Origin of the sequence: Pseudoxanthomonas sp. USHLN014 (assembly GCF_037153335.1) — a bacterium.
Classification (GTDB): domain Bacteria; phylum Pseudomonadota; class Gammaproteobacteria; order Xanthomonadales; family Xanthomonadaceae; genus Pseudoxanthomonas_A; species Pseudoxanthomonas_A winnipegensis.
Map to the genome: position 1 here is coordinate 479,779 of NZ_JBBCKO010000002.1, position 19,550 is coordinate 499,328.

Sequence of the window (19,550 nt, forward strand, 5' to 3'; positions counted from 1 at the left end):
GACGGATGGCCGACGCCGGCGCTGCCCCCTCGCTGCGCCCGGCGCTGACGGGGCGGAGCGGAACCCGCGAGCGCCGAAGCCGACAGCGGCTCCTCGCCGCACAGCCGCTGCGCGTAAATCGTATCGACCAGCACACGCACCTCGTGCGCGGCATGGAAGATGCTCTCCCCCAACGTGCTCAGGCTGGCATCGTCCAGCTGCGCGCCCGCGCACACCGCCACCATGTCGCTGTGCGCGCTGATCGTGCGCAGCAGCTGATGGCACCGATCGATCTGCGCCAGCGTCGCGCCGAACGCGTAGGTCGCACTGGGCGGCGCGGCCGCCTTCGCCCGGGCTTTTGCGGACTTTTTCAAGGCCTTAGAAGTTGTCACGGCATCCTTCCTCGACAGGGCGGACAGAGCATCCGCAAGTCGAACTTATCTGTTTTTCGGATATTTGAAAAGGGGATATAGCGTCTTTGCTCCTGCGCGACTTTCCCCGTCATGTCCACCAAGTCGATCCATAAAGCGGAGTACGCGATCCTGCTGCAACAGCTGCGCGATCTCCGCTTGGCTGCGGGGCTGACGCAGGTGGGCCTGAGCGTCGCACTGGGCCGTCCCCAGTCCTACGTAAGCGATGTCGAACGCGGTGAGCGGCGGATGGATCTGCTGCAACTGCGCGACTTCTGCACCGCCTGCGGAACCTCTCTCAAGGCATTCGTTTCGAAGTTCGAGCGAGCGCTGGCCGGCTGACCACGGCTGGCTTTTTTTGGTGCGGCGCCGCACTTGGTCGTTCACGGCAACATCTTGGTAGTCGCGACCTCTTAACCGCTCCGTGTATTCACTGGGGCAATCTCGCTCACCGCTGACAGGAGGCCCGCCGAAGGCTATTGTTCGGGCAAGGACTTTGGGGGGTCTTGCATGGGACGCAGGCGCAAGCAGAACGGGATCGAAGTATTCGCCGCGTTGCCGTGGCCAGTCGGCGTCGCCGCTGGTCTGATCGGCTTTATCGGGGTCCGGTACGGCCTGGCCTGGTGGATGGGTCGGCAAGGGGGGCCGCTCTCCCAAGGCTTCTATCAGGGCGTGGGCACCATGCTTTCGCCGCTGGCGTGGATGGTGCTGGCCATCTGCTGGATCGGCGCGGTGGCGTCTTTCATCGGCAGCCGCCATCGCCGTAAGCTGCTAGACACGCGCACCGATCTGGAAAGTCTCAGCCGAGGCGGCTGGCGCCAATTCGAGCTACTGGTGGGCGAAGCCTTCCGCCGCCAAGGTTATATCGTTGAGGAAACCGGCTTGGGCGGCGCCGACGGCGGCATCGACCTCATCCTGCGCAAGGATGGCCGCCGCACGCTGGTGCAATGCAAACAATGGAAGCGCCAGCAAATCGGCGTCAGCGTCGTGCGCGAAATGGCCGGCCTGCTCGCCCACCACCAGGCCCACGCGGTGAAGATCGTCTGCATCGGCAGCTACACCAAAGAAGCCGAGCGCTTCGCTCAAGGCAAGCCGATTCAGTTGATGGGCGGCGCGCAGCTGCTGGAGATGATTCGCGCGGTGCAGCGCGACTCGGCGCCCTTGCCCGACTCGCGAGCCCACATCGAGCCCGCACTGGTCTCGTCCGAACCTGCCCTAGTGCGCGCCGCGCTTGCGACATGTCCGCGCTGCGGCAGCAACCTAGTGCAGCGGACCAATCGACGGACTGGTGAAAACTTCCTGGGCTGTAGTCAGTTCCCGAAGTGCCGGGGAACTGGATGAACACGTGGAAAGTGCACTCTGACCCATGTTTCCGATCAAATAAATTCCAAGTCTTAGTCAGGAAAATTCCTTGACGCCACAGACTTCACAAATGAACAATTCGAGCAACGCCCCGATGCCGGGGTCCAATAAACTTTAGACCTCAATTGGAGAGACCCATGGGTCTTTTGGCAGACATCCAAGCTGCGGTCGTCGAAGGCCAGTCTGATATTGCGCCAATACTACTGAAGCTGCGGCTGCTAGCCGCGCGACTCGGAAGTCAACCGCTCGCTGATTGGGTAAAGCATGAATCGGAGGGGTATCCCGAAGGCATAGGCGTTCCTAACTACCGAGTTCTTGAAATTGCATATCACGGAACATTCTCCGGACCATTCGGTGCGGGAATCAGGAACGCACCTATTTCGCCGTATCTCATAGAAAAATTTGCTGGAGAAAGCTGGACGCACTTTGAGATGAGGCAAAGCATTGCTGCAGTAGATGAGTTGCTTTCAAGCTCCAAGAAGGAGGGCTCACTATGCATAGAGGCGGCGAACCTAATCTTGCTGCTGCAAGGCAAAATATATAAGGGTTACGCCTGCAACTCGGTAACAGGAACGATCTCTCGCGCATCTTTAGCTGCAATTCGTCACGCCGTCATGAATCGCGTTCTTGAGCTCACGATCGAGATAGAGAAATCTGTTCCGGAGGCGGCAGGCGTCACTCTATCAAGTTCAGGAAACCTTGCAGGCAACGCAGCAGGCGTCACCACCCAGATCGCGCAGCAGATCATATACGGCAACTACACAACCGTTTCCGCTCAGAGGGGCGCAACGGTTTCGGTATCCATCGATACTGGCAACAAGACCTCACTGTCTCAATATCTCGTACAGGCGGGGTTACCGGAGAATGACGCGCAGGAACTCGCCGAACTCGCGTCGTCTGAGAAGCCGGAAAGCACGGCGGAGCCGATGGGCCCCAAGGTAAAGGAGTGGCTGCTAGACAACCTCAAGAAAGCTGGCTCAGGCACGTGGAAAGTCGGCTTGGCAGTCGCTACGGACGTCATCAAAGAAGGCTTGTTAAAGTACTACGGGCTGAAATGACGTCTAACAATTCGTTCAAGCCGATGCCGCTTCGTGGCCCGGCTTAACCCAGTCGTTAGGCGACCGATCAAGTGAACGAACTACTCGACCAAACCGAAGCATTTCAGAACTTGCTGATCGCCCACGCAACTGGCGGAAGCGAGGACGAGGCTGAGTTCATACGGTTGCGGCAGATGCTGCTATCTAACCCAGCACTAGACGCACTTGTCCCGCGCTTCGTACGAACGTCTCGGAACCTTGCACAGTTCTGGCAGTTTATTAAGTACAAGTACTCCACGTACGCGGAGCGCCGCCAGTTCATCTGGGACGAATTTCGTCCGCTACTAGAGGTCCTAGAACGCGGCCCGCTCTCGCCCGCCGACCAACTGGTGACGGAGAAGCTAGAGAAATTTGATGCATCTCATGTTCAAGCTGCTTGGTCCAAAGCTCTTGAACGGCGTGCCTCCGATCCCGAGGGCGCTATTACGTCCGCCCGCACGCTCATTGAGTCTGTCTGCAAGCACATCCTCGATTCTTCCGATATCAGCTACGACGACGGGGCGGAGCTGCCAAAGCTTTACAAGCTCACCGCAGAAGCGCTGAATCTGGCGCCGTCTCAGCACACCGAAACAGTGTTCAAGCAGATCCTCGGCGGCTGTACCGCAGTTGTTGAGGGCTTAGGGTCGCTCCGCAACCGTCTCAGTGACGCTCATGGAAAAGGCAAGGTTGCTTCAAAGCCAGCGCCCCGCCATGCAGAACTCGCCGTTAATCTGTCGGGCGCTCTAGCAACCTACTTGCTGGCCACGTGGGAAGCCCGTAGTGAAGCGACCGCTTAACAATTAGTTTGAAAAAGGGGTCTGAGTGCAGTTTTCCACTGGGCGCGCCCGACAGCCTTGACCTCCTCTGCATCCCCCACTCGGCATCCTTCCCGCCAGCTCAACCGACGGAGTACACACAATGATGAAATGGATGGGAGCCGCACTGGCCACGGCGTTGCTGGTGTCCGGCTGCGCCAGGGTGGAGGGCGAGAAGTTCGTGGGCCACTGGGTCAACGTGCAGACGCAGGACGAGACGATGGACATCGAGCGCAGCGGCGAGGCCTTCATGGTCCGCAGCACCACGCCGAAGTTCTTCAGCCGCAAGCCCCAGACCGACAGCTACCCGGCCATCTACAAGGACGGCGCGCTGCAGGTGAACAACGACGGCGAAACGGTCACCTTCGCCATCGACGAGGCCAACGGCCACCTCAACACCGGCAGCGACCAGTACCGCCGCGTAGAGGCTAAGTAATCCATTGGGCTGGGCCTGCGACCGCGGGCCCAGCCCGATCATTCGATAAACAGTACGCTTCGATCGACCCATATTGGAGTAGCACAGGGGTCAGAGTGCACTTTCTGATAAATCCCGCCCCACCCCAATTTTCTATCGACGTCCCCCGCTTTCAGTAGCGGGGCTCTTTAGAGTCCGGGCTTCATCCTAGCGGCTTTGGCCGCTAGCTGTTGGCGCGCTCTTGTGAAAGGCACGCTAGCTCGTTCGAAAGGCACGCTAGCTCGTGATTTCCCTGCCGCGTCTTATCAGTTCCCGAAGTGCCGGGAGACGGAATGAGCGCCGCAAGCGCCCAAAAGCTGCACTCTGACCCCTATTTTCCCCCTGCGCCGGGGCACGCACTCCCCAAAGTACCGGGCGCCCTGGGCAGCTGGGCCGGCACTGGGCAGCGGGGGACCGTCAGGCTGGCGGGGCCACCAGGCTCACCACGACGCGATGCACGCACGGACGGCCAGGACGCTGAGGATGAGGAAGAGGACGAGCTCCAGCATGGGCGTCTGCGCATGGAGGAAGCCAACGGGCACGCCCCCATCGGCGTGGAGGCCTCATGGGCTGCCGAACACGCGCACCGCGAACACCGCGGCGCCGAGCAGCAGCAGGACGGTGGGGTAGAACGTCAGCGCGAAACCGAACGCCCGGCCGCGCGCGCCCCGCGCGTACCCGACGAAGAACAACGCCCGCCCCAGCAGGAACATCCCCGCCGCCACGGGCAGCACTCCGAGCCAGCGCGCAGGCGCCAGCGCCCCCCACGCGGCGTAGACGGGCACGGCCAGGGCCAGCTGCTCCAGCGTGTTCTGCAGCAACGCCTGGAGCAACCGCGCCTGGCGGGTGCCTTCGGTCATGCCACTGCCATCCAGGTCGGCCGGCGTATGGAAGCGATGGGCTGCCAGCCGCGCGATGCAGAAGGCCAGCGCCAGGGCAGGCGCCAGCGCCGCAAATGCGACCAAGTGCAAACGCCCCTCCAGCGTGTCCTCCGCCCACGCGCCCGGCATGGCGAGCGCCGCGCCCAGCCCGACCGCCGCCAGCACCAGGGCCGACGCCATCCCGAAGGCAACACCGCGCTGTGGCGTGGACAAGCTCATCGGGCCTCTGGATCGCATATCCCCCGGTTGCGCCGTGCCGCAAGGCGGCCGGCCGGACGGATGGTGGTTCGGCTACAGCGCGCCCGACATGACGCCGGCCGCGAGAATGCCGCACAGCATGGCAGAGAACACCGCCAGGATCGTCATGCCCGGACGCCGCCCTGCCAACCCTTGAGGGCATCCCATTGCGCGGCCAGCTCCCGGAACGGAACCCCGGTCACAGCCTGACCCAACCCGATCATCGCCAGCACCACCAGCAATGCGTAGAGCCAACCGAACGGCTTGAAGCGCCGCAGGTCATAGCTGACCGCCGCCCAGCCACCGACAATCAGGTGTCGAAGTGCATTTTATGTTCCCGAAGGCACGATTACGATCCTGTCGCTCGGGTGCAAAACCGTACTCCGACCCCTATTTTTCAATGATCGGCGCGCAGTTCCCGCCCGAGGCGATCAAGCAACTGGTCCCCGCCGCCCGCGCCGGCAAGCCCGAGGAAGTCGCGGCGCTGGTGGCCTTCCTCTGCTCCGACGCCGCCGGCTACATCAACGGCCAGGTGATCGGCATCAATGGCGGGATGGCTTAGATCTAGTGCGCTATTTCGGCAAGAGCCAATGATCGCATGGGTCTCAACAGTAGCGTAGTCGCTTGGTTGGTCTCGCTGAGGTTTTACATGGGATGACAGTCTTTAGTGCGCGAGTAAATCGCATTATTTCCTGTGCGTGGCGAGGTGAAGGTGAGAAGTTCGTGATTCTTAGATGGAACATAGGCTATAGCGATAGGGCCCTTCGGAGATCTCCAAGTAACAAATAAGGTGCCGTCGTAAAGGTGGCTACGGCCGGACGCTATCTCGCGGCATTGACTGTCGTAGGCGAGCACAGTTCCATCAGCGAGTACTTGGAAAGTGTCGTCCCTCGCTTGACCATCTTCGTCCTTGATCTGAAGCCAATAGCCCGTTGGCCAGTTAGCCTTGCTCGACGCGATCAACGAATAGGGATCAGTTCCGTTAATTAGCTGGAGCATAAAGAACACTGGCGCAATGTTAGTCATGTAATGCGGTCGGAGCTGTTTTCGACTTGCAGTAGGCGGGGGAAATTGGATCGGAGGACCAGCGAACTGAAATAACGGAATAACTTTCTGGCCTTAGCCCTTGCTCACTAGTCAACGATAAGCGCCCCTTACAGAAGAAATCTTCTCTGAAGTACGCGCCAGACTGCGTCCGAACCTTCAGCCATCCGTTGCGGTCAGCTGTCTCGAAGAAAAGTGTTTTAGGGACCTCTCGCTCGGATCGAATTGTTACACCAACCAGGGATGAGCGATTGAAGTAATGAGGCCTGGGGCTGTCGAGCGCGGAAAGGAATGGCTGGATTTCCGCAAGCAACTGCACACGAGTAGGCATGCCTGTATTGTCTTGACTCGCCATCTTTCTTGCGAACAGGGCGGCGGCCATCAGGAAAATGACTCCGATGACCGCTGCCGTTGCTTTCCTAAGTCTATTTGCTACCAACTCCAGCCCCATCCGTCGTTGCTCATGATGTAGCCGGTGTCCGCGCCGACCCCGCCAGTGCCGAGGCCGCCAGTGGCACTGACGCCCCAGCCCACGCCTACCTCTGTGGCAGAACCTTCGCCAGGGGACCAGGCTAAGCCGCATCCGATGTCGGCATATGCAGTGGCGACAGACATCCCTTGGCCCGTATTGAATCGATCAAAATTTAGGGGTCAGAGTGAAATTTCATATCTCAGAAAGCACTATGCCGCTCCTGTCACTGGGATACGAAAGCGTACTTCGATCCTGCTTTTAGACCCTTGCTTTTCACTAATGGCGAGCCATTAAAAATCAAGGGGTTTTATAGGGTCATCGCCTTCACGGAGGTTTTCGATCCAGCGCATCCTCACTTTTCGATGCAAATCATCCAATTGGGAAAGTTGCTCTGCCCGATGCTCGTGGAATTCGGCTAGGGATGGATTGAATGGAAACCCATCCTGTCCCATCGCATAGGAGAAAGCCAACATTCTGTGCGCCATGGAGCTACCTAGCGCAGCGGAGGTCTCATACCAGTGCTTTGACAGGCACTCGTCCTTCGCGACATTCCTTCCCTCTCCATAAGCCTCGCCTAGCCGAAATGCAGCATGAGAATCCCCTAATCTCGCGGCGAATTCGAACCACTCAAGTGCCGTGTATGGCGCGGCCTCCTCCAAAGTAGCCTTTCCTTCTTCCACAAGCTCACCCATGTGACACGCGGCTGCAGAATGAAATTTCAATGCGGCCTCACGAATCCAATGGATTGCCTCTTTGAGGCTGCCATCCCTTGCTAGAGCAAGGCCCAGATTGTACATGGCGACTACCGCTCCAGTTTGCGCCGCCTTCCGTAGCAAGGGCACGGAACTTTGCGCGTGCGGATTATCGGCACTCGGCGTTATCAGCTCCGAGGCCATGAGATATCCGAAGGAGATGCCGTGGTCTCCGGCGGCTTCGCACCATGCAGCCGCTTCGGCTAAACCCTTTTCTGTTTTACCAGCGACAGCGAGAACACCGTACGCAAGCATCGCTCCGGCGTCGCCCTGCAGAGCAAGATTTTTAATAAATGTCGCATCCATATTCTTCAAGTGCCTCTGTGCAACCTAGTTCGTTAGCTATCGCGTAATACCAATCAATGGAACCTTTGGTGAGCAAACCCGATTGTATCTCTGCGCCAAAGTATTGAATTCGTGGATCTGCTTCGCTAAGCGCTGCGCCTCCATATCCATGTATGGAGTTCGATAGCCGTGCCACTTGGCGTCCTCTGCCGTCATCCAATCCGACCAATCTGTTATTACTTCCCGTTGCCTCATAAGCGCTTCATACATTTTTTTGCAGCTATCTGAATTCTCGCAGTGCCCATCATTTTCCGCTTCGGGGAGGTCGAGGCCAATTTTGTATACTCCGCAAGGCGGACCTCCCGGCATTTCGCATGGAGCACTGCCCATTTCGTTAGGAATCAGTGAGCCTATAATTCCACACACAATCGGATTGGCAATGCACGCCTCCATCAGGAGCGGCAACTGTCTCGGCGCATTAGCCGGCCCCATCCCTGGCGCGATGGGGCGAATGCCCGGAGCTGGAGAAAACTGTGGGCCAGGAGTTGGACGCAACGCCGGAGCAGGTTGTGCAAGCCCACTCGAATCGGCGCCGGTCAAAGGGGCTCCTCCTACATAACCGTATGTACTGATTCCGCCCTGTAGTCCGATGGGATCACTCTGCACATAGCGCCCCGTGCCGGGGTCATAGTCTCTGAAGTAGTTGTAATTCACTCCGGTGTTGGCGTCGTACCGCTGCCCGGGGAGCCGCATATCCAGATTGAACGCCGTGCCGTTCCCATCCGGGTCCTGTTCCGGCGCCGTGGCGCCGAAGGCTTCGCCCTTGATGTCCCACTTCCAGATCGCGGTGTTGGCCACCGGGTCGATGACCACGCGTGGGCTGCCCAGATGGTCGGGCTCGATGTAGCTCACGGTGCCGGCGGCTGCGGTGCGCAGGCCCACCGGTAGGTCGTCCATCCAGATCGCCTGCTGGACCGGGGTGCCGTTGGCGCCGTAGTCGCCCACCCAGTGGCCGGCCTCGTCGTACAAGGTGTAGGTGTTGGCCGTGCTCAGGTAGCTGCGCACGCGCTCGCCCTTGCCGTTGTACTTGTAGTTGCGGGTGGTGGTTCCTACGGCTTTGACGCTGCTCATCCGACCGGTGTCGTCGTAGACGAACTGCTTGGCCGTCCCGTTGATGCCCGTGGTGTTGCCGGCTGCGTCGTAGGTGCGGGCGATGCCGCCTACATTGGTGAGCCGGTGACTGGTGGTCGGATAGCTGTAGGTCGAGGTGCCTGCCGCCGTGGTCAGGCTGGTGCGGTTGCCGGTCTTGTCGTAGCCGTAGCCATCGATCACCGTCCCGGTCGGGCCATCCTTGAATTGGGTCAACCGCCCCAGGGCGTCGTAGCCGAAGCCGACCTGCGGCAAGGTGCTGCCAGGCTGGGTCAGCTCCACCAGGTTGCCGACCTCGTCGTAGTTGAAGCCGACGGCGAGCCCGCCCGTGCTGGCGTCGTGGATGGTGGCAGGACGATAGTCCAGATCCAGCGTGCGGGCCATCTGGCGGCCGTTGCCATAGGTCCAGCCCGCCACCGGACCGAACGGGTGATAGCTCGCGCCGGTGAGCAGCACCTGGCGGACGCCAGCGCTTGGTTTGACGCCGACTTCGGTGATCCGCCCTTGGCTGTCGCGCACATAGTCCACCACGGCGCCATCGGGATAGGTCATGGCGGTGAGCTGGCCGCCCGGGGCATAGCTATAGCGCAAGGTCAGGGCCACGCCGTTGACGGTCTGCACCTTGCGGGTCAGGTCGCCAAAGCGGTTGTAGCAATACTGCGTGGTGCCGCTGCCGTCCTGCATCTTGGTCAGGCGTCCCACCGAGAAGCTCTCGGCGGCCGTGCACACGCTCTGGTTGGCGTCGTAGGTGTAGGTGACGTTGAAGCTGGTATTGGCGTAGGCGATGCCGGTCAGACGGTTGAGCGCGTCGTAGCTGTAGGTCGTGGTCTTGCTGCGCGCGTCCTTCTGGGTGATGCGATTCCCCGCGCTGTCGTAGGTGAACAGCGTGGTTCCGGTATCGGGGCTGACCTGCTTGGTCAGATCGCCCAGGCCGTTGTAGGTGTAGGTGGTCTTCAGGCCCTTGGGATCGGTGACCTCGGTCAGGTTGTCCAGCGCGTCGTAGGCGAACTTGGTCTCTGCGGCGATGCCGCCCACGTCCTGCAGTGTGCGCTTGAGGCGGTTGAGCGGGTCGTACTCGGACTGGGTGACCCGCGACAGGGCGTCTGTAGCCGAAGTCGTGTTGCCGTTGGCGTCGTAGCCGTAATCCGTGGGATTGCCCACGGCATCGGCCTGCGTCGCCAACTGGCCGAGCTGGTTGTAGACCCGGCTCAGGGTGCGCTTGAGGTTGCCGTTGGCGTCCTTGGTGTCTTCAGCGATCCGGTTGCCGGCATTGTCCAGGGTGTAGTGAATCGTGTTACCGGCGTTGTCGCTGACGTCGGTCAGGCGATGCGCCGCGTCATAGGTGTAGGCGGTGAAGGCGCCGTCGGGCTGAGTAACCCGCTTGACCAGGCCGGTGGGCCAATACTCGATGCGGGTGATGCGGTCGTCGGACTCGGTGCTGCTGTCGGCCCCCCGCACCTTGGTGGCGGTCAGCCAGCCGCGCAGGTGGTACTCGTAGTCGGTGATGACGCCGTTCGGGTCTTTGACCGAGAGCGGGCGGCCTGCGCCGTCGTAGGCGAGGGTTTCGGTGACATGCCCGAGCGCGTCGGTCACCTTCCACAGGTCGCCCTTGCGATACGGGCAAGTGGTCGGTGCCGAGATGCAGGAACTGTGGTCCGCCAAATAGTATGTGTAGGCGGTCAGATCACCGACATCAGTGCGCGCCCCATTGACAGAGCTAACGAGCCCAAGCAGAGGGCAGGTGCCGGCGTTCACGTTCGGCTGCTCGCAGTAAGTCGTTGTCGTGCTTCGGGTACCGCTGGTTGCAGGGTCGACCTGTGTCACGGTAAGCGCCTGTCCTCGCGAGTTGTAAGTCCAGGTTTGGCTTGCAATTAACTTGCCGGCGGAATCCAGAATGCGCCGTTCGGCGGGCAGCGCTAAATCCGTGCTCCAGTCAGTCTGAACCACGGATTCAACCGGTGTTCCTCGTCCAAGAATACGAGATATCATCAGCCCCCTTGGATTAAACGACCTATCCTCGGCAAAACTACCGCGCGTTATCCGCTTGATCTGGCCTTCAGGACTGAATTCGTAATCAGTCTCGATGGAGAGTTCACCGGCGGTCTCGACTGATGAGTTGGCCAGCACTCTTCCCGCTACGACAGAGAATTCAAGATTTTTAACGGCACCTAGCGCACTGATCGCGGCTACGCTTGTAGGGATACCATACACTCCCGCTGAGTCATAAGAAATTGACTCTGTGCTAATCCCTCCCATGTCGGTCGAAATCGCTCTCGATTTACTATCGTAGAACGTGCTGGATATCCTGACCCCCGCCTCGGATATTACACCCGTGAGCAGTCCACTTGATCGAGCAGGAGCGTGACCGCTCTCGTCGTAAAGGTATTCAACCACCGAAAGATCTTGGTAATGAACCCTCCATAAAAGACCGGCTTGATCATAATCCAGATTTATTTGGTTATTGTCCGGCGTTGTAATCCGATAAAGAAGTCCATCTGTATTCACCGAAAAAATCAGCTTTCTCCCTTGCTGATCTGTCGCAGAAGCCAAATTTCCATCTGTATCGTAATCGACCGTAATCACTGACCCACTGAGGTAACGAATATGAGCCAAACGACCGTTGGTATCAAAGTCCTCGATTACTCCATCCGCACCTTGAAAAGCATATGTATCGACGCTGCCGGAAAGCGTGATCAAGGATGATCCATCCGGTGCGGAAGGCACCCAAGGCCCGCCGTTATCAGAATAAAAGGATGTCACCTTGCCGTCGGGCCTGAGCACTTTGGCCAGCACACGATTACCAACGCTGGTGAAAGTGAGCGCCCACGAGAACGTGTGCGTTCTGTGCGTACCAAGTAAGAGATCGAAAGGAGCCAGCACGGGCTCCATGCTGTTATAAGTCCAACCAAAACTCAGCTGGTCCGCGCCTAAAGTAAATTCGGTCTTGTGCTCGAATTTGTTGCCATTGGCCGCGTTGATCGGATCTCCTACACATTGCGTGCAGTTTAGAGGCGGCCCTTGCGACAGCCCAGGCTCAGGGCCTTCCTCGCCCCCCTGCCTCCAACTTGCTGACCCCAAAGAGTATTCCCACACATATCCCTGCCCGCACATATTTCCTGGATAGCTTGCCCACTTAACAAAACGGTAGGCTTCCTCTCGAACTTGAATATTCCGAAGGTCACAGGCGGCGGAAGCGGGCGGGATAGTAAAAGATGAGACAAGCGTGTAGGCCTCATACTTAGAGTCGCATAACCAGTCCCCGTCTCTGCTTGCCTCGTTATATGCGCCTATTACCACGCACTCTGCGGCAGCAGTTCGCGGAAAAAATAGCGCGACACATAGCGTTAGCACTGCGAAGACTGGCGATAAGAATGATCGCGTTAGAACAGTAATGCCTTTGAATCCAACGCTGGCCCACGCAGGAAAGCGCCTCATCGCATTACCTCCTTGTGAAAATTTTTTTCAAGCCCTAGACCAGAGCGTCGCCGTTCATGGCACAAGGCGTTATACGTGCTTTTCTCAAACCGCACAACGCTGGTACCAACGCGCCCGAACGTCAAAAGGCTAACTTAGCGGTCGTGGAGATGATTGTTGGCCCTGTAGCTGGATTAAGCAGACCCGTAGAGCGGACTCGAGCCAGGTGCGTCGTTACACCTGATACCTCCAGGAAAGGCGAGGATATGACCAGTCGAAGAAGCCAATGTTGAATAGGAAGTAAGCCCAACCCTGAGGTATCCCACGTTTCTAGGCCAATCATCCTAAATCAGGGCAAAGTGCAGTTTCATTTCCCGGAAAGCACGATTCAGACCCTGTCGCTTGAATGAAAAAAACATGCTCCGCCCCCGATTTTCGGCGGACAACCCGAAGGGCGAGTGAGGTGTTTTGCGAAACAGGAGTCAGAGTGCGGTTTCTTCGCAAGATACGCCGGCCGCTGCCAACACTCTGATCTACATCCTCAACTGACAGATTACACACGATGATGAAGTGGATGGGGGCCGCAACTGGCAACGGCGTTACTGGTGTCCGGCTGCGCCAGGGTGGAGGGCGAGAAGTTCGTGGGCCACTGGGTCAACATGCAGACGCAGGACGAGACGATGGACATCGAGCGCAGTGGCGAGGCCTTCATGGTCCGCAGCACCACGCCGAAGTTCTTCAGCCGCAAGCCCCAGACCGACAGCTACCCGGCCATCTATAAGGACGGCGCGCTGCAGGTGAACAACGACGGCGAGACGGTCACCTTCGCCATCGACGAGGCCAACGCTCACCTCAACACCGGCAGCGATCAATATCGGCGCGTTGAGACCAAGTGATGCTCTTTCGTCGATTGCAATGACCCCGCGGCCCGCGTTGCGGGCCTCTCTTTTGTCTCGTCGATTTGCGTGGAAAGCCACTGGATCCCCGCCTGCGCGGGGATGACGACTGACGCGCCGCGAATGCCTGCGTCAGAACAGGTCGCCCTGGACAGGCGTTCCCGCATCTGCAGGGCGTGCAGGTTCGGGCCGGCTCTCTTGTCCGCCCAATCGCCACGCCAAGCCCGACATCCGCTCGGCGTGGCGGGCCAGGGCGTCGCGCAGGACCTGGGCGCTGCCGGCGATGTGCAGGCGGGTGCGGGCGCGGGTGATGGCGGTGTAGATCAGTTCGCGCGAGAGGACGCGGCTGTCGTTGCGGGGCAGCTGTAGCCAGACTTCATCGAATTCGCTGCCTTGGGCCTTGTGCACGGTCATGGCGAAGGCGCTGTCGTGGGCGGGCAGCGTGGCGGGGTGGAAGGCGCGCACTTCGCCCGGTGCGTCGCCGGGGAACCAGGCCATCAGGGTGGCGCTGTCGTCCTGTGCCGCGGAAGCGCTTGCTTCGCTGCGCCCCGAGAAGGGACTTGCTTCGCTTCGCCCCGAAAGGGGAGTTGCTTCGCTTCGTCCCGAAAAGGGACTTGCTTCGCTTCGCAGACAGATGCCGATGTCGCCGTTGAACAGGCGGTGGCGGTAGCTGTTCTGGGTGATCAGCAGCAGGCGGCCGTGGAACCAGGCCGGGGTGGGGCCGGTGCGGCGGCCGGAGAGCAGTTCCTCGATGCGGGCGTTGAGGCCGCGCGCGCCCTGTGGGCCTTCGCGCACGGCGGTGAGCAGGCGCAGGCGCTGGGCGCGGGCCAGGGCGGTGGCCGGGTCGGGGGCGTCGGCCAGGCTGCGCCAGTGCGCCAGCAGAGCCTCGCGCTGCACGTCGAACGGGTCCAGCACGTCTTCGTGGAAGTGCACGCCCTGCAGCCCGCCGCCGCGCAGCAGGGCCAGCGCGGTGTCGGCCTCGCCGCTGCGCGCGGCTTCGGCCAGCGGGGCGAGGTCGAAGTCCGCGTCCTGGCGGTAGCCGCGACGCAGCTGCACGCGGTGGCCGCGCAGGCCGGCGGCGTCGGCATCGATGGGCGTGCCGGGGCCGAGCAGCGGCTGCAGCGCGCGCGCGTCGTCCTCGCGCAGGGCATCGCCCGGGCCGGCGGCGGCGAGGATGGCGGCCAGCACGTCGCCGGCTTCGACCGAGGGCAGCTGGTCGGCATCGCCCAGCGCGATCAACTGGGTGCCGTCGGCCACGGCTTCGACCAGCTTGCACATCAGCGGCAGGTCGACCATGGAGGCCTCGTCGACCACCAGCACGTCCAGCGGCAGCGGGTTGTCGGGCGTGTGGCGGAAGTCGGGGCTATCCGGGATGACGCCGAGCAGGCGGTGCAGGGTGCTGGCGGTGTCGGGCAGCGCGGCGCACAGGGCCGGGTCGATGCCGGCGGCCAGCATCGCGGCCACGGCGCGGCGCAGGCTTTCGGCCATGCGCTCGGCGGCGCGGCCGGTGGGCGCGGCCAGGGCGATGCGCGGCGGCGGCGCGCCCGAGGCGGCGGCCAGGGCGATGCGCAGCACCAGCAGGCGGGCGATGGTGGTGGTCTTGCCGGTGCCGGGGCCGCCGGTGACCAGCAGCAGGGCGCGGCGCAGGGCCAGCGCGGCGGCGCGGGCCTGGCGGTCCTCGCCCTGGGCAGCGTGCGGGAACAGCGCGGCGAACACCTCGCGCACGCGGCCGGGGTCGTCGGTGAGCGGTGGCTGCGCGGCGATGCGGCGCAGGCCGGCGGCCAGGCGCGCTTCGTACTCGCGGTAGCGGCGCAGGTAGAGCAGGCCGGTGCCCTCGCCGGTGTGTTCGAACACCAGCGGCGCGTCGGTGGCCGAGGCGGCGAGCGGATCGTCGGGTTGCGCGATCCAGGGCGAGGCGCGCAGCTGTTCGATCCAGTCGGCTGGATCGGGCCAGGGCAGCGGCGGGTCGGCGCTGGGGGCAGGGCCGGCGTCGATCAGCAGGCGCGGGCGCGCGGGGTCGAAGCCGGCGTGGCCGTTGGCCACGGCCAGCGAGGCCAGGGCGGCGGCGGCCAGCACCGCGTCCGGGGTGTCGGGGCGCAGGCGACGCAGGCTCTGTGCGAACGCGTGGTCGAGCGTGCGCAGGTGGCCTTGGGTGTGGAGGGCGGTGAGGAGGGAGGGGGTGGAGCTCATGGTGTGCGCTCGCTTGGTGCTCCGGCACCGTGATTGCGAGCGTGCTTGGGGTCGTGGGTGGGGATGGGAAGGAAGCGCGTGTTCTGTTGAACGCCACGGAGCGGCAGCGTTTCTTCTTCGGATTGGGTGTTGCGCGCGTTTTGTTTGTGACTTCGGAGGCACCCCCTCACCCCCTCAATCGCTAGCCGCGATTTCGAGCTCTCCCCCGCGAGCGGGGGAGAGGGGGCAGAAGATGGCGCGCGCCGTGGAGAGGGGGCAGTGAAGTGCGCGTGCGGGTGAACCGAAGCGTGCAAGTGAGCGCTCATGCTGCGGCCTCGGCGGCGTTGCCGGCGAACAGCGCGTCCAGGGCGTGGATCAGTTCCGGCGCGAAGCGCTGGGCGTGGACGCCGGGCGAGTCGGTGCGGGTGGCGTCCAGGCCGCGGCAGAACAGGTAGCGCAGGCCGCCAAAGTCGCGGGCGTAGTCGTAGGCCGCGCCCAGGCGGAAGCGCAGCCAGCGGTGCAGGGCCAGGGTGTAGATCAGCGCCTGCAGGTCGTACTCGCTGTGCGCCATCGCCTGGGCCATGGCCGCCGCGTCGTACTGGGGCAGGCGGTTGGACTTGTAGTCCAGCACGTACCAGCGCCCGTCATGGGTGTAGGTGAGATCGATCAGGCCGGTCATCAGGCCTTCCAGCACGCGGCGCAGGCCGAAGCCGTGGCGCTCGCGGATCACGCCATGGGCGTGCAGCAACTGCAGCAGCGCGTCCACCTGGGTGGGCTGCAGGGCGAACTGGAATTCGATCTCGGCGCGGCGCGCCTCGGGCGGCAGCTCGCACAGGCGCAGGCCTTCGGGCAGGGCGACGGTCAGCGTCTGGCCGATCAGCTCGGTCAGCGTGACCACGCCATCGTCGAGGGCGTCGAGCGGGTAGCCGCCGGCCTTGAGCGCGGTCTCGATCGTGCCGCGCTCGTCGGCCGGCGCGGGGTCGCCGGCCTGCCAGTCGCGCCAGGCGCCGAAGTCGGCCTCCTCCAGCGCCGCGTGCAGCACCACGCCGAAACGGTTGCCGGAGAAGCGCACATCGAAGGCCTCGGCCGGCTGGGTCGCGTCCGGCGCGGGGTCGGCCTCGGGTTCGTCGCGGCCGCCGGCAGTGGCCACGGTGGCCCGCGTGGAGGTGTCGACGCTGCCGCCCTCGGCGTTGGCCAGCTGGGTGAAGCTGTAGACCCACCAGTCCGGCGCCAGGTGGCGCGTGGCTTGGCGGGCGGGCGGCGTGTCGCCGGCGTGCGGCGGCGGCAGCCACGGCAGCGCGGCGGGCTGGGTATCGTCGCGGGCGATGTCGGCGAGCTCGGGCAGACCGTCGAGCATGGGCCACAGCGGGGTCCTGCGGTGCTCGTAGAAGGCGCCGGTGGCGATCCACAGCGCGTGCTCGGCGCGGGTCAGGCCGACATAGAGCAGGCGCGCGTCCTCGGCGCGCTGGGCGTCGACCCAGCGCTGCCTGGCGGTGGCCCAGCCGGAGGTCTCGACCTGCAGTCTCCAGTGCAGCGCGCGCGTGCCGTCCTCATCGGCCACAACGCAGGCGCGGCCCGGGTCGGGCGGCTTGCCGCCGATGCCGGCGAAGGGCAGGAACACCAGCGGGTACTCCAGGCCCTTGGACTTGTGCAGGGTGACGATCTGCACGCGGCGCGCGTCCGATTCCAGCCGCAGCAGCTGGGTCTCGTCGTCCGGATCGGCCTGGGCGATGCGCTGGCCCAGCCAGTCCACCAGCCCGGCCAGGCCCAGCGCGCGCGCATCGGCCTGCTGCAGCAGTTCGCCCAGCTGCAGGTAGTTGGTGAGGCGGCGTTCGCCATCGAACAGGCCTAGCAGGCGCTCGGCGTTGTCGGCGCACAGGTCCGAGACCAGGGCCAGCGGGCCGCCGCGCTGCCAGCGCTCGCGCCAGGCCACGGCGCGCTGCTGCCAGGCGCCGAGCGCGGCGCCGTCCTCTTCCAGCGCGGCGATGCCGGCCGCGTCCACGCCCAGCAGCACGGTGGACAGCGCGGCGCGCAGGCGGCCGTCGTCGGCGGTGTGCAGCAGCGCCAGCAGCAGGGTCAGCAGGTCGCGCGCCTCAGGGGTGGCGAACAGGCTCTGCTTGCCCGCCGCCACCGCCGGGATGCCCACCGCGGCCAGCGCCTGCTGGATGCGGGTGGCCTCGCGGTGCGTGCGCACCAGCACGGCGATGTCGCCGGGCTGCACGGGCGCGTCGTTGAGCGTGGCGCTGCCGGCGCGGGCCTCGCTCAGCACCGCGTGGATGGCCGCCACGCAGGCCTGGGTGGCCAGCTCGCGCGAGCGCTGCGCGCTGTAGGGCTTCTGCTTGCCGGCCTCGTCGCTGGGCGGCGGCTGGGCTTGCCACAGCGTCAGTGCGGGCGCGTCGCGCCCGGCGCGCCGGTAGTCGGCATCGCGGCGCTGGGTGCCGGGCAGCACCGGGTGGAAGGCGATGTTCTCGTCGAGGAAGGCCTGCGCGCCGGCCTGTGCGTACAGCGCCTGGATGGCGCGCAGCACGGCCGGGCGCGAGCGGAAGTTGCGCTCCAGCGGCGGCGCGGCCTGCGCGGTGGCCGCGGCGCGCAGGTAGGTCTGCACATCGCCGCCGCGGAAGCCGTAGATGGCCTGCTTGGGGTCGCCGATCAGGGCGAGGAAGCGGCCGTCCGCGCCCTCGCCCGCGCCTTCGCCGAACACCGTGTCGAAGATCGCCCACTGGCGCGCGTCGGTGTCCTGGAATTCGTCCACCAGCGCCACCGCGTACTGCGCGCGCAGGCGCTGGGCGAGCGCGGCGCCGTGCGGGCCGGCCAATGCGTCGGCCACGCCATCGATCAGGTCGTCGTAGGTCTGCACGCGCAGCTGGCGCTTGCGCTGGGCCAGGCGCGTGCGGGCGGTGTCGCGCAGGGTGTGGAGCAGGCGCACGCTGGCACGTTCCTGGGCGTCGGTAAGCTCGGCGAGCGCGGCCAGATACGGCGGGGTCAGCGCGCACAGCGGCGAGGTCGGCGTGGAGGAGGCCTTGCCCTTGTTCGTCCTGGCCTCCAGCGCCTCGGGCGCCAGCATCGCCAGCTTGGGGTGCGGCGGCGTGGCCCAGTCGCCGCGCGCGCAGCGCTGGGCCAGGTCGTCCCAGAGTTCGTGGATCCAGGCGGCCTTGTAGCTCTGGCCGTTGAGGATCTTGGCTTCGACCGCCTCCAGCAGCGCGGCGCGCAAGGCATCGCCATGCGTGGCGAAGGCGTCGGCCAGCGCCTGCGAGGCGCGGTGCAGTTCGGCCGCGCTGCGCTCGGGGTCGTCGGCCTGCGCGGGCAACGGCGGCAGCAGTACGGGCTGGCGGATCAAGGCGTCCAGATCGCGCGCCAGGGCCTCGGGGCCGGCGGACCACAGCGTCATCAGCAGCGGCGCCTGGGTCGCGACGGCGGCGGTGGTGCGCCACAGGTCGGCGGCCAGCTCGTCGCGCAGCGCGCGGTCGTTGGCCAGCAGCTCGGGCGCGGCGAAGGTCTGGTCGCTTTCCAGCGCGTGCTCGCGCAGCACGCGCGCGCAGAAGCCGTGGATGGTGAAGATGGCGGCCAGGTCGATCTCGTCGGCGGCCTGGCGCAGGCGGCGACGCAGCTGCGCGGGCGTCTCCTCGCCGGTCTGCAGGTGCGCGGCGATGATGGCGCGGCTGAGGGCGATGTCGGGCGCTTCGGCTGCGTCCTGTGCTGGGTCCTGTTGCCCCTGTGGGAGCCGCCATGGCGGCGAGGGGCTTTCCCCGGTTACTGCGTCTGCGCCGTCCTGCTCTTGTTGGAAATCGGAGGAGTCGGCGAGTTGGTCGGGGGAGCCACTCGCCGCCATGGCGGCGCCCACCGGGTCGGGGACCAGGGAGGCGGCCAGGGCCAGGCGCTCGCGGATGCGCTTGCGCAGTTCCTGCGTGGCCGCGTCGGTGAAGGTCACCGCCAGGATCTGGCCGATGCGCAGGCGTCGCTCGACCACCAGCCGCGTGACCAGCGTGGCCAGGGTGAAGGTCTTGCCGGTGCCGGCGCTGGCCTCGATCAGGCGCGTGCCGGTCAGGGGCAGGTGGAGGAAGGGGTCGGAGGGCGGGGTCATGCGCGGGCGTGGTGCGCTGTGCGGCGGGCGCATGGGGTATGGGGCGCGTGCGGTGATGTGCCGCGCGTTTGCGT

General features: G+C 63.9%; 11 protein-coding genes and 3 pseudogenes. 7 read left to right on the forward strand and 7 right to left on the reverse strand.

The genetic code is table 11. The annotated features are described in order from the left end of the window. Nucleotides 1-92 precede the first annotated feature (92 nt). A pseudogene (locus WFQ05_RS06035) lies at nucleotides 93-353 on the reverse strand (hypothetical protein); the annotation flags it as partial. Between the two features lie 129 nt (nucleotides 354-482). Here WFQ05_RS06035 and WFQ05_RS06040 point away from each other — a divergent pair. The 5 genes from WFQ05_RS06040 to WFQ05_RS06060 all read left to right on the forward strand — a co-directional run bounded on the left by WFQ05_RS06040 (nucleotide 483) and on the right by WFQ05_RS06060 (nucleotide 4,078). Next, on the forward strand, nucleotides 483-731 hold the full coding sequence (locus WFQ05_RS06040) for a helix-turn-helix transcriptional regulator (RefSeq protein ID WP_337053085.1): 249 nt from the start codon (nucleotides 483-485) through the stop codon (nucleotides 729-731). A gap of 168 nt (nucleotides 732-899) precedes the next feature. Further along, nucleotides 900-1,730 (forward strand): restriction endonuclease, encoded by an 831-nt coding sequence (locus WFQ05_RS06045; protein ID WP_337053086.1) that lies wholly within the window; start codon nucleotides 900-902, stop codon nucleotides 1,728-1,730. A 158-nt stretch (nucleotides 1,731-1,888) separates the two neighbouring features. Next, entirely contained in the window at nucleotides 1,889-2,809 is a 921-nt protein-coding gene (locus WFQ05_RS06050; RefSeq protein ID WP_337053087.1) for a hypothetical protein, read from the forward strand. A 71-nt stretch (nucleotides 2,810-2,880) separates the two neighbouring features. Next, a complete protein-coding gene (locus tag WFQ05_RS06055) occupies nucleotides 2,881-3,624 on the forward strand; it encodes an abortive infection family protein (protein ID WP_337053088.1) in 744 nt (247 codons plus the stop codon). 121 nt (nucleotides 3,625-3,745) lie between these two features. After that, nucleotides 3,746-4,078, forward strand: a complete 333-nt coding sequence (locus WFQ05_RS06060; protein ID WP_337053089.1) for a hypothetical protein — start codon at nucleotides 3,746-3,748, stop codon at nucleotides 4,076-4,078. Nucleotides 4,079-4,659: 581 nt separating this feature from the next. Here the strand turns inward: WFQ05_RS06060 and WFQ05_RS06065 are convergent. Further along, on the reverse strand, nucleotides 4,660-5,196 hold the full coding sequence (locus WFQ05_RS06065; protein ID WP_337053090.1) for an MAPEG family protein: 537 nt from the start codon (nucleotides 5,194-5,196) through the stop codon (nucleotides 4,660-4,662). 418 nt (nucleotides 5,197-5,614) lie between these two features. Here WFQ05_RS06065 and WFQ05_RS06070 point away from each other — a divergent pair. Then, nucleotides 5,615-5,776 (forward strand): annotated as a pseudogene (locus tag WFQ05_RS06070) (SDR family oxidoreductase); the annotation flags it as partial. Between the two features lie 456 nt (nucleotides 5,777-6,232). Here the strand turns inward: WFQ05_RS06070 and WFQ05_RS06075 are convergent. From WFQ05_RS06075 to WFQ05_RS06085, 3 genes are all read right to left on the reverse strand, one after another. Further along, a complete protein-coding gene (locus tag WFQ05_RS06075; protein ID WP_337053091.1) occupies nucleotides 6,233-6,640 on the reverse strand; it encodes a hypothetical protein in 408 nt (135 codons plus the stop codon). Between the two features lie 380 nt (nucleotides 6,641-7,020). Next, nucleotides 7,021-7,788, reverse strand: coding sequence for a tetratricopeptide repeat protein (locus tag WFQ05_RS06080; protein WP_337053261.1), 768 nt, complete (start codon nucleotides 7,786-7,788; stop codon nucleotides 7,021-7,023). A 36-nt stretch (nucleotides 7,789-7,824) separates the two neighbouring features. Continuing rightward, nucleotides 7,825-12,351, reverse strand: coding sequence for an RHS repeat-associated core domain-containing protein (locus WFQ05_RS06085; RefSeq protein WP_337053092.1), 4,527 nt, complete (start codon nucleotides 12,349-12,351; stop codon nucleotides 7,825-7,827). A 541-nt stretch (nucleotides 12,352-12,892) separates the two neighbouring features. On the opposite strand from WFQ05_RS06085, the pseudogene WFQ05_RS06090 reads away from it, so the two are divergent. Continuing rightward, a pseudogene (locus WFQ05_RS06090) lies at nucleotides 12,893-13,226 on the forward strand (hypothetical protein). Nucleotides 13,227-13,358: 132 nt separating this feature from the next. On the opposite strand, the gene recD reads toward WFQ05_RS06090, so the two are convergent. Together recD and WFQ05_RS06100 are read right to left on the reverse strand one after the other, a co-directional pair. Next, nucleotides 13,359-15,416 carry an exodeoxyribonuclease V subunit alpha gene (gene recD, locus WFQ05_RS06095; RefSeq protein ID WP_337053093.1) on the reverse strand — a complete coding sequence of 686 codons (2,058 nt, stop codon included), beginning with the start codon at nucleotides 15,414-15,416 and terminating at the stop codon, nucleotides 13,359-13,361. Nucleotides 15,417-15,717: 301 nt separating this feature from the next. Beyond that, complete coding sequence (locus WFQ05_RS06100) at nucleotides 15,718-19,476, reverse strand: exodeoxyribonuclease V subunit beta (protein WP_337053094.1); 3,759 nt, start codon at nucleotides 19,474-19,476, stop codon at nucleotides 15,718-15,720. Nucleotides 19,477-19,550 lie beyond the last annotated feature (74 nt).

Coding starts and splice junctions, on each gene's coding strand:
- WFQ05_RS06080 (WP_337053261.1), bottom strand. CDS start 7,788: ATGGATGCGACATTTATTAAAAATCTTGCTCTGCAGGGCGACGCCGGA.
- WFQ05_RS06045 (WP_337053086.1), top strand. CDS start 900: ATGGGACGCAGGCGCAAGCAGAACGGGATCGAAGTATTCGCCGCGTTG.
- WFQ05_RS06050 (WP_337053087.1), top strand. CDS start 1,889: ATGGGTCTTTTGGCAGACATCCAAGCTGCGGTCGTCGAAGGCCAGTCT.
- recD (WP_337053093.1), bottom strand. CDS start 15,416: ATGAGCTCCACCCCCTCCCTCCTCACCGCCCTCCACACCCAAGGCCAC.
- WFQ05_RS06085 (WP_337053092.1), bottom strand. CDS start 12,351: ATGAGGCGCTTTCCTGCGTGGGCCAGCGTTGGATTCAAAGGCATTACT.
- WFQ05_RS06075 (WP_337053091.1), bottom strand. CDS start 6,640: ATGGCCGCCGCCCTGTTCGCAAGAAAGATGGCGAGTCAAGACAATACA.
- WFQ05_RS06040 (WP_337053085.1), top strand. CDS start 483: ATGTCCACCAAGTCGATCCATAAAGCGGAGTACGCGATCCTGCTGCAA.
- WFQ05_RS06060 (WP_337053089.1), top strand. CDS start 3,746: ATGATGAAATGGATGGGAGCCGCACTGGCCACGGCGTTGCTGGTGTCC.
- WFQ05_RS06065 (WP_337053090.1), bottom strand. CDS start 5,196: ATGAGCTTGTCCACGCCACAGCGCGGTGTTGCCTTCGGGATGGCGTCG.
- WFQ05_RS06100 (WP_337053094.1), bottom strand. CDS start 19,476: ATGACCCCGCCCTCCGACCCCTTCCTCCACCTGCCCCTGACCGGCACG.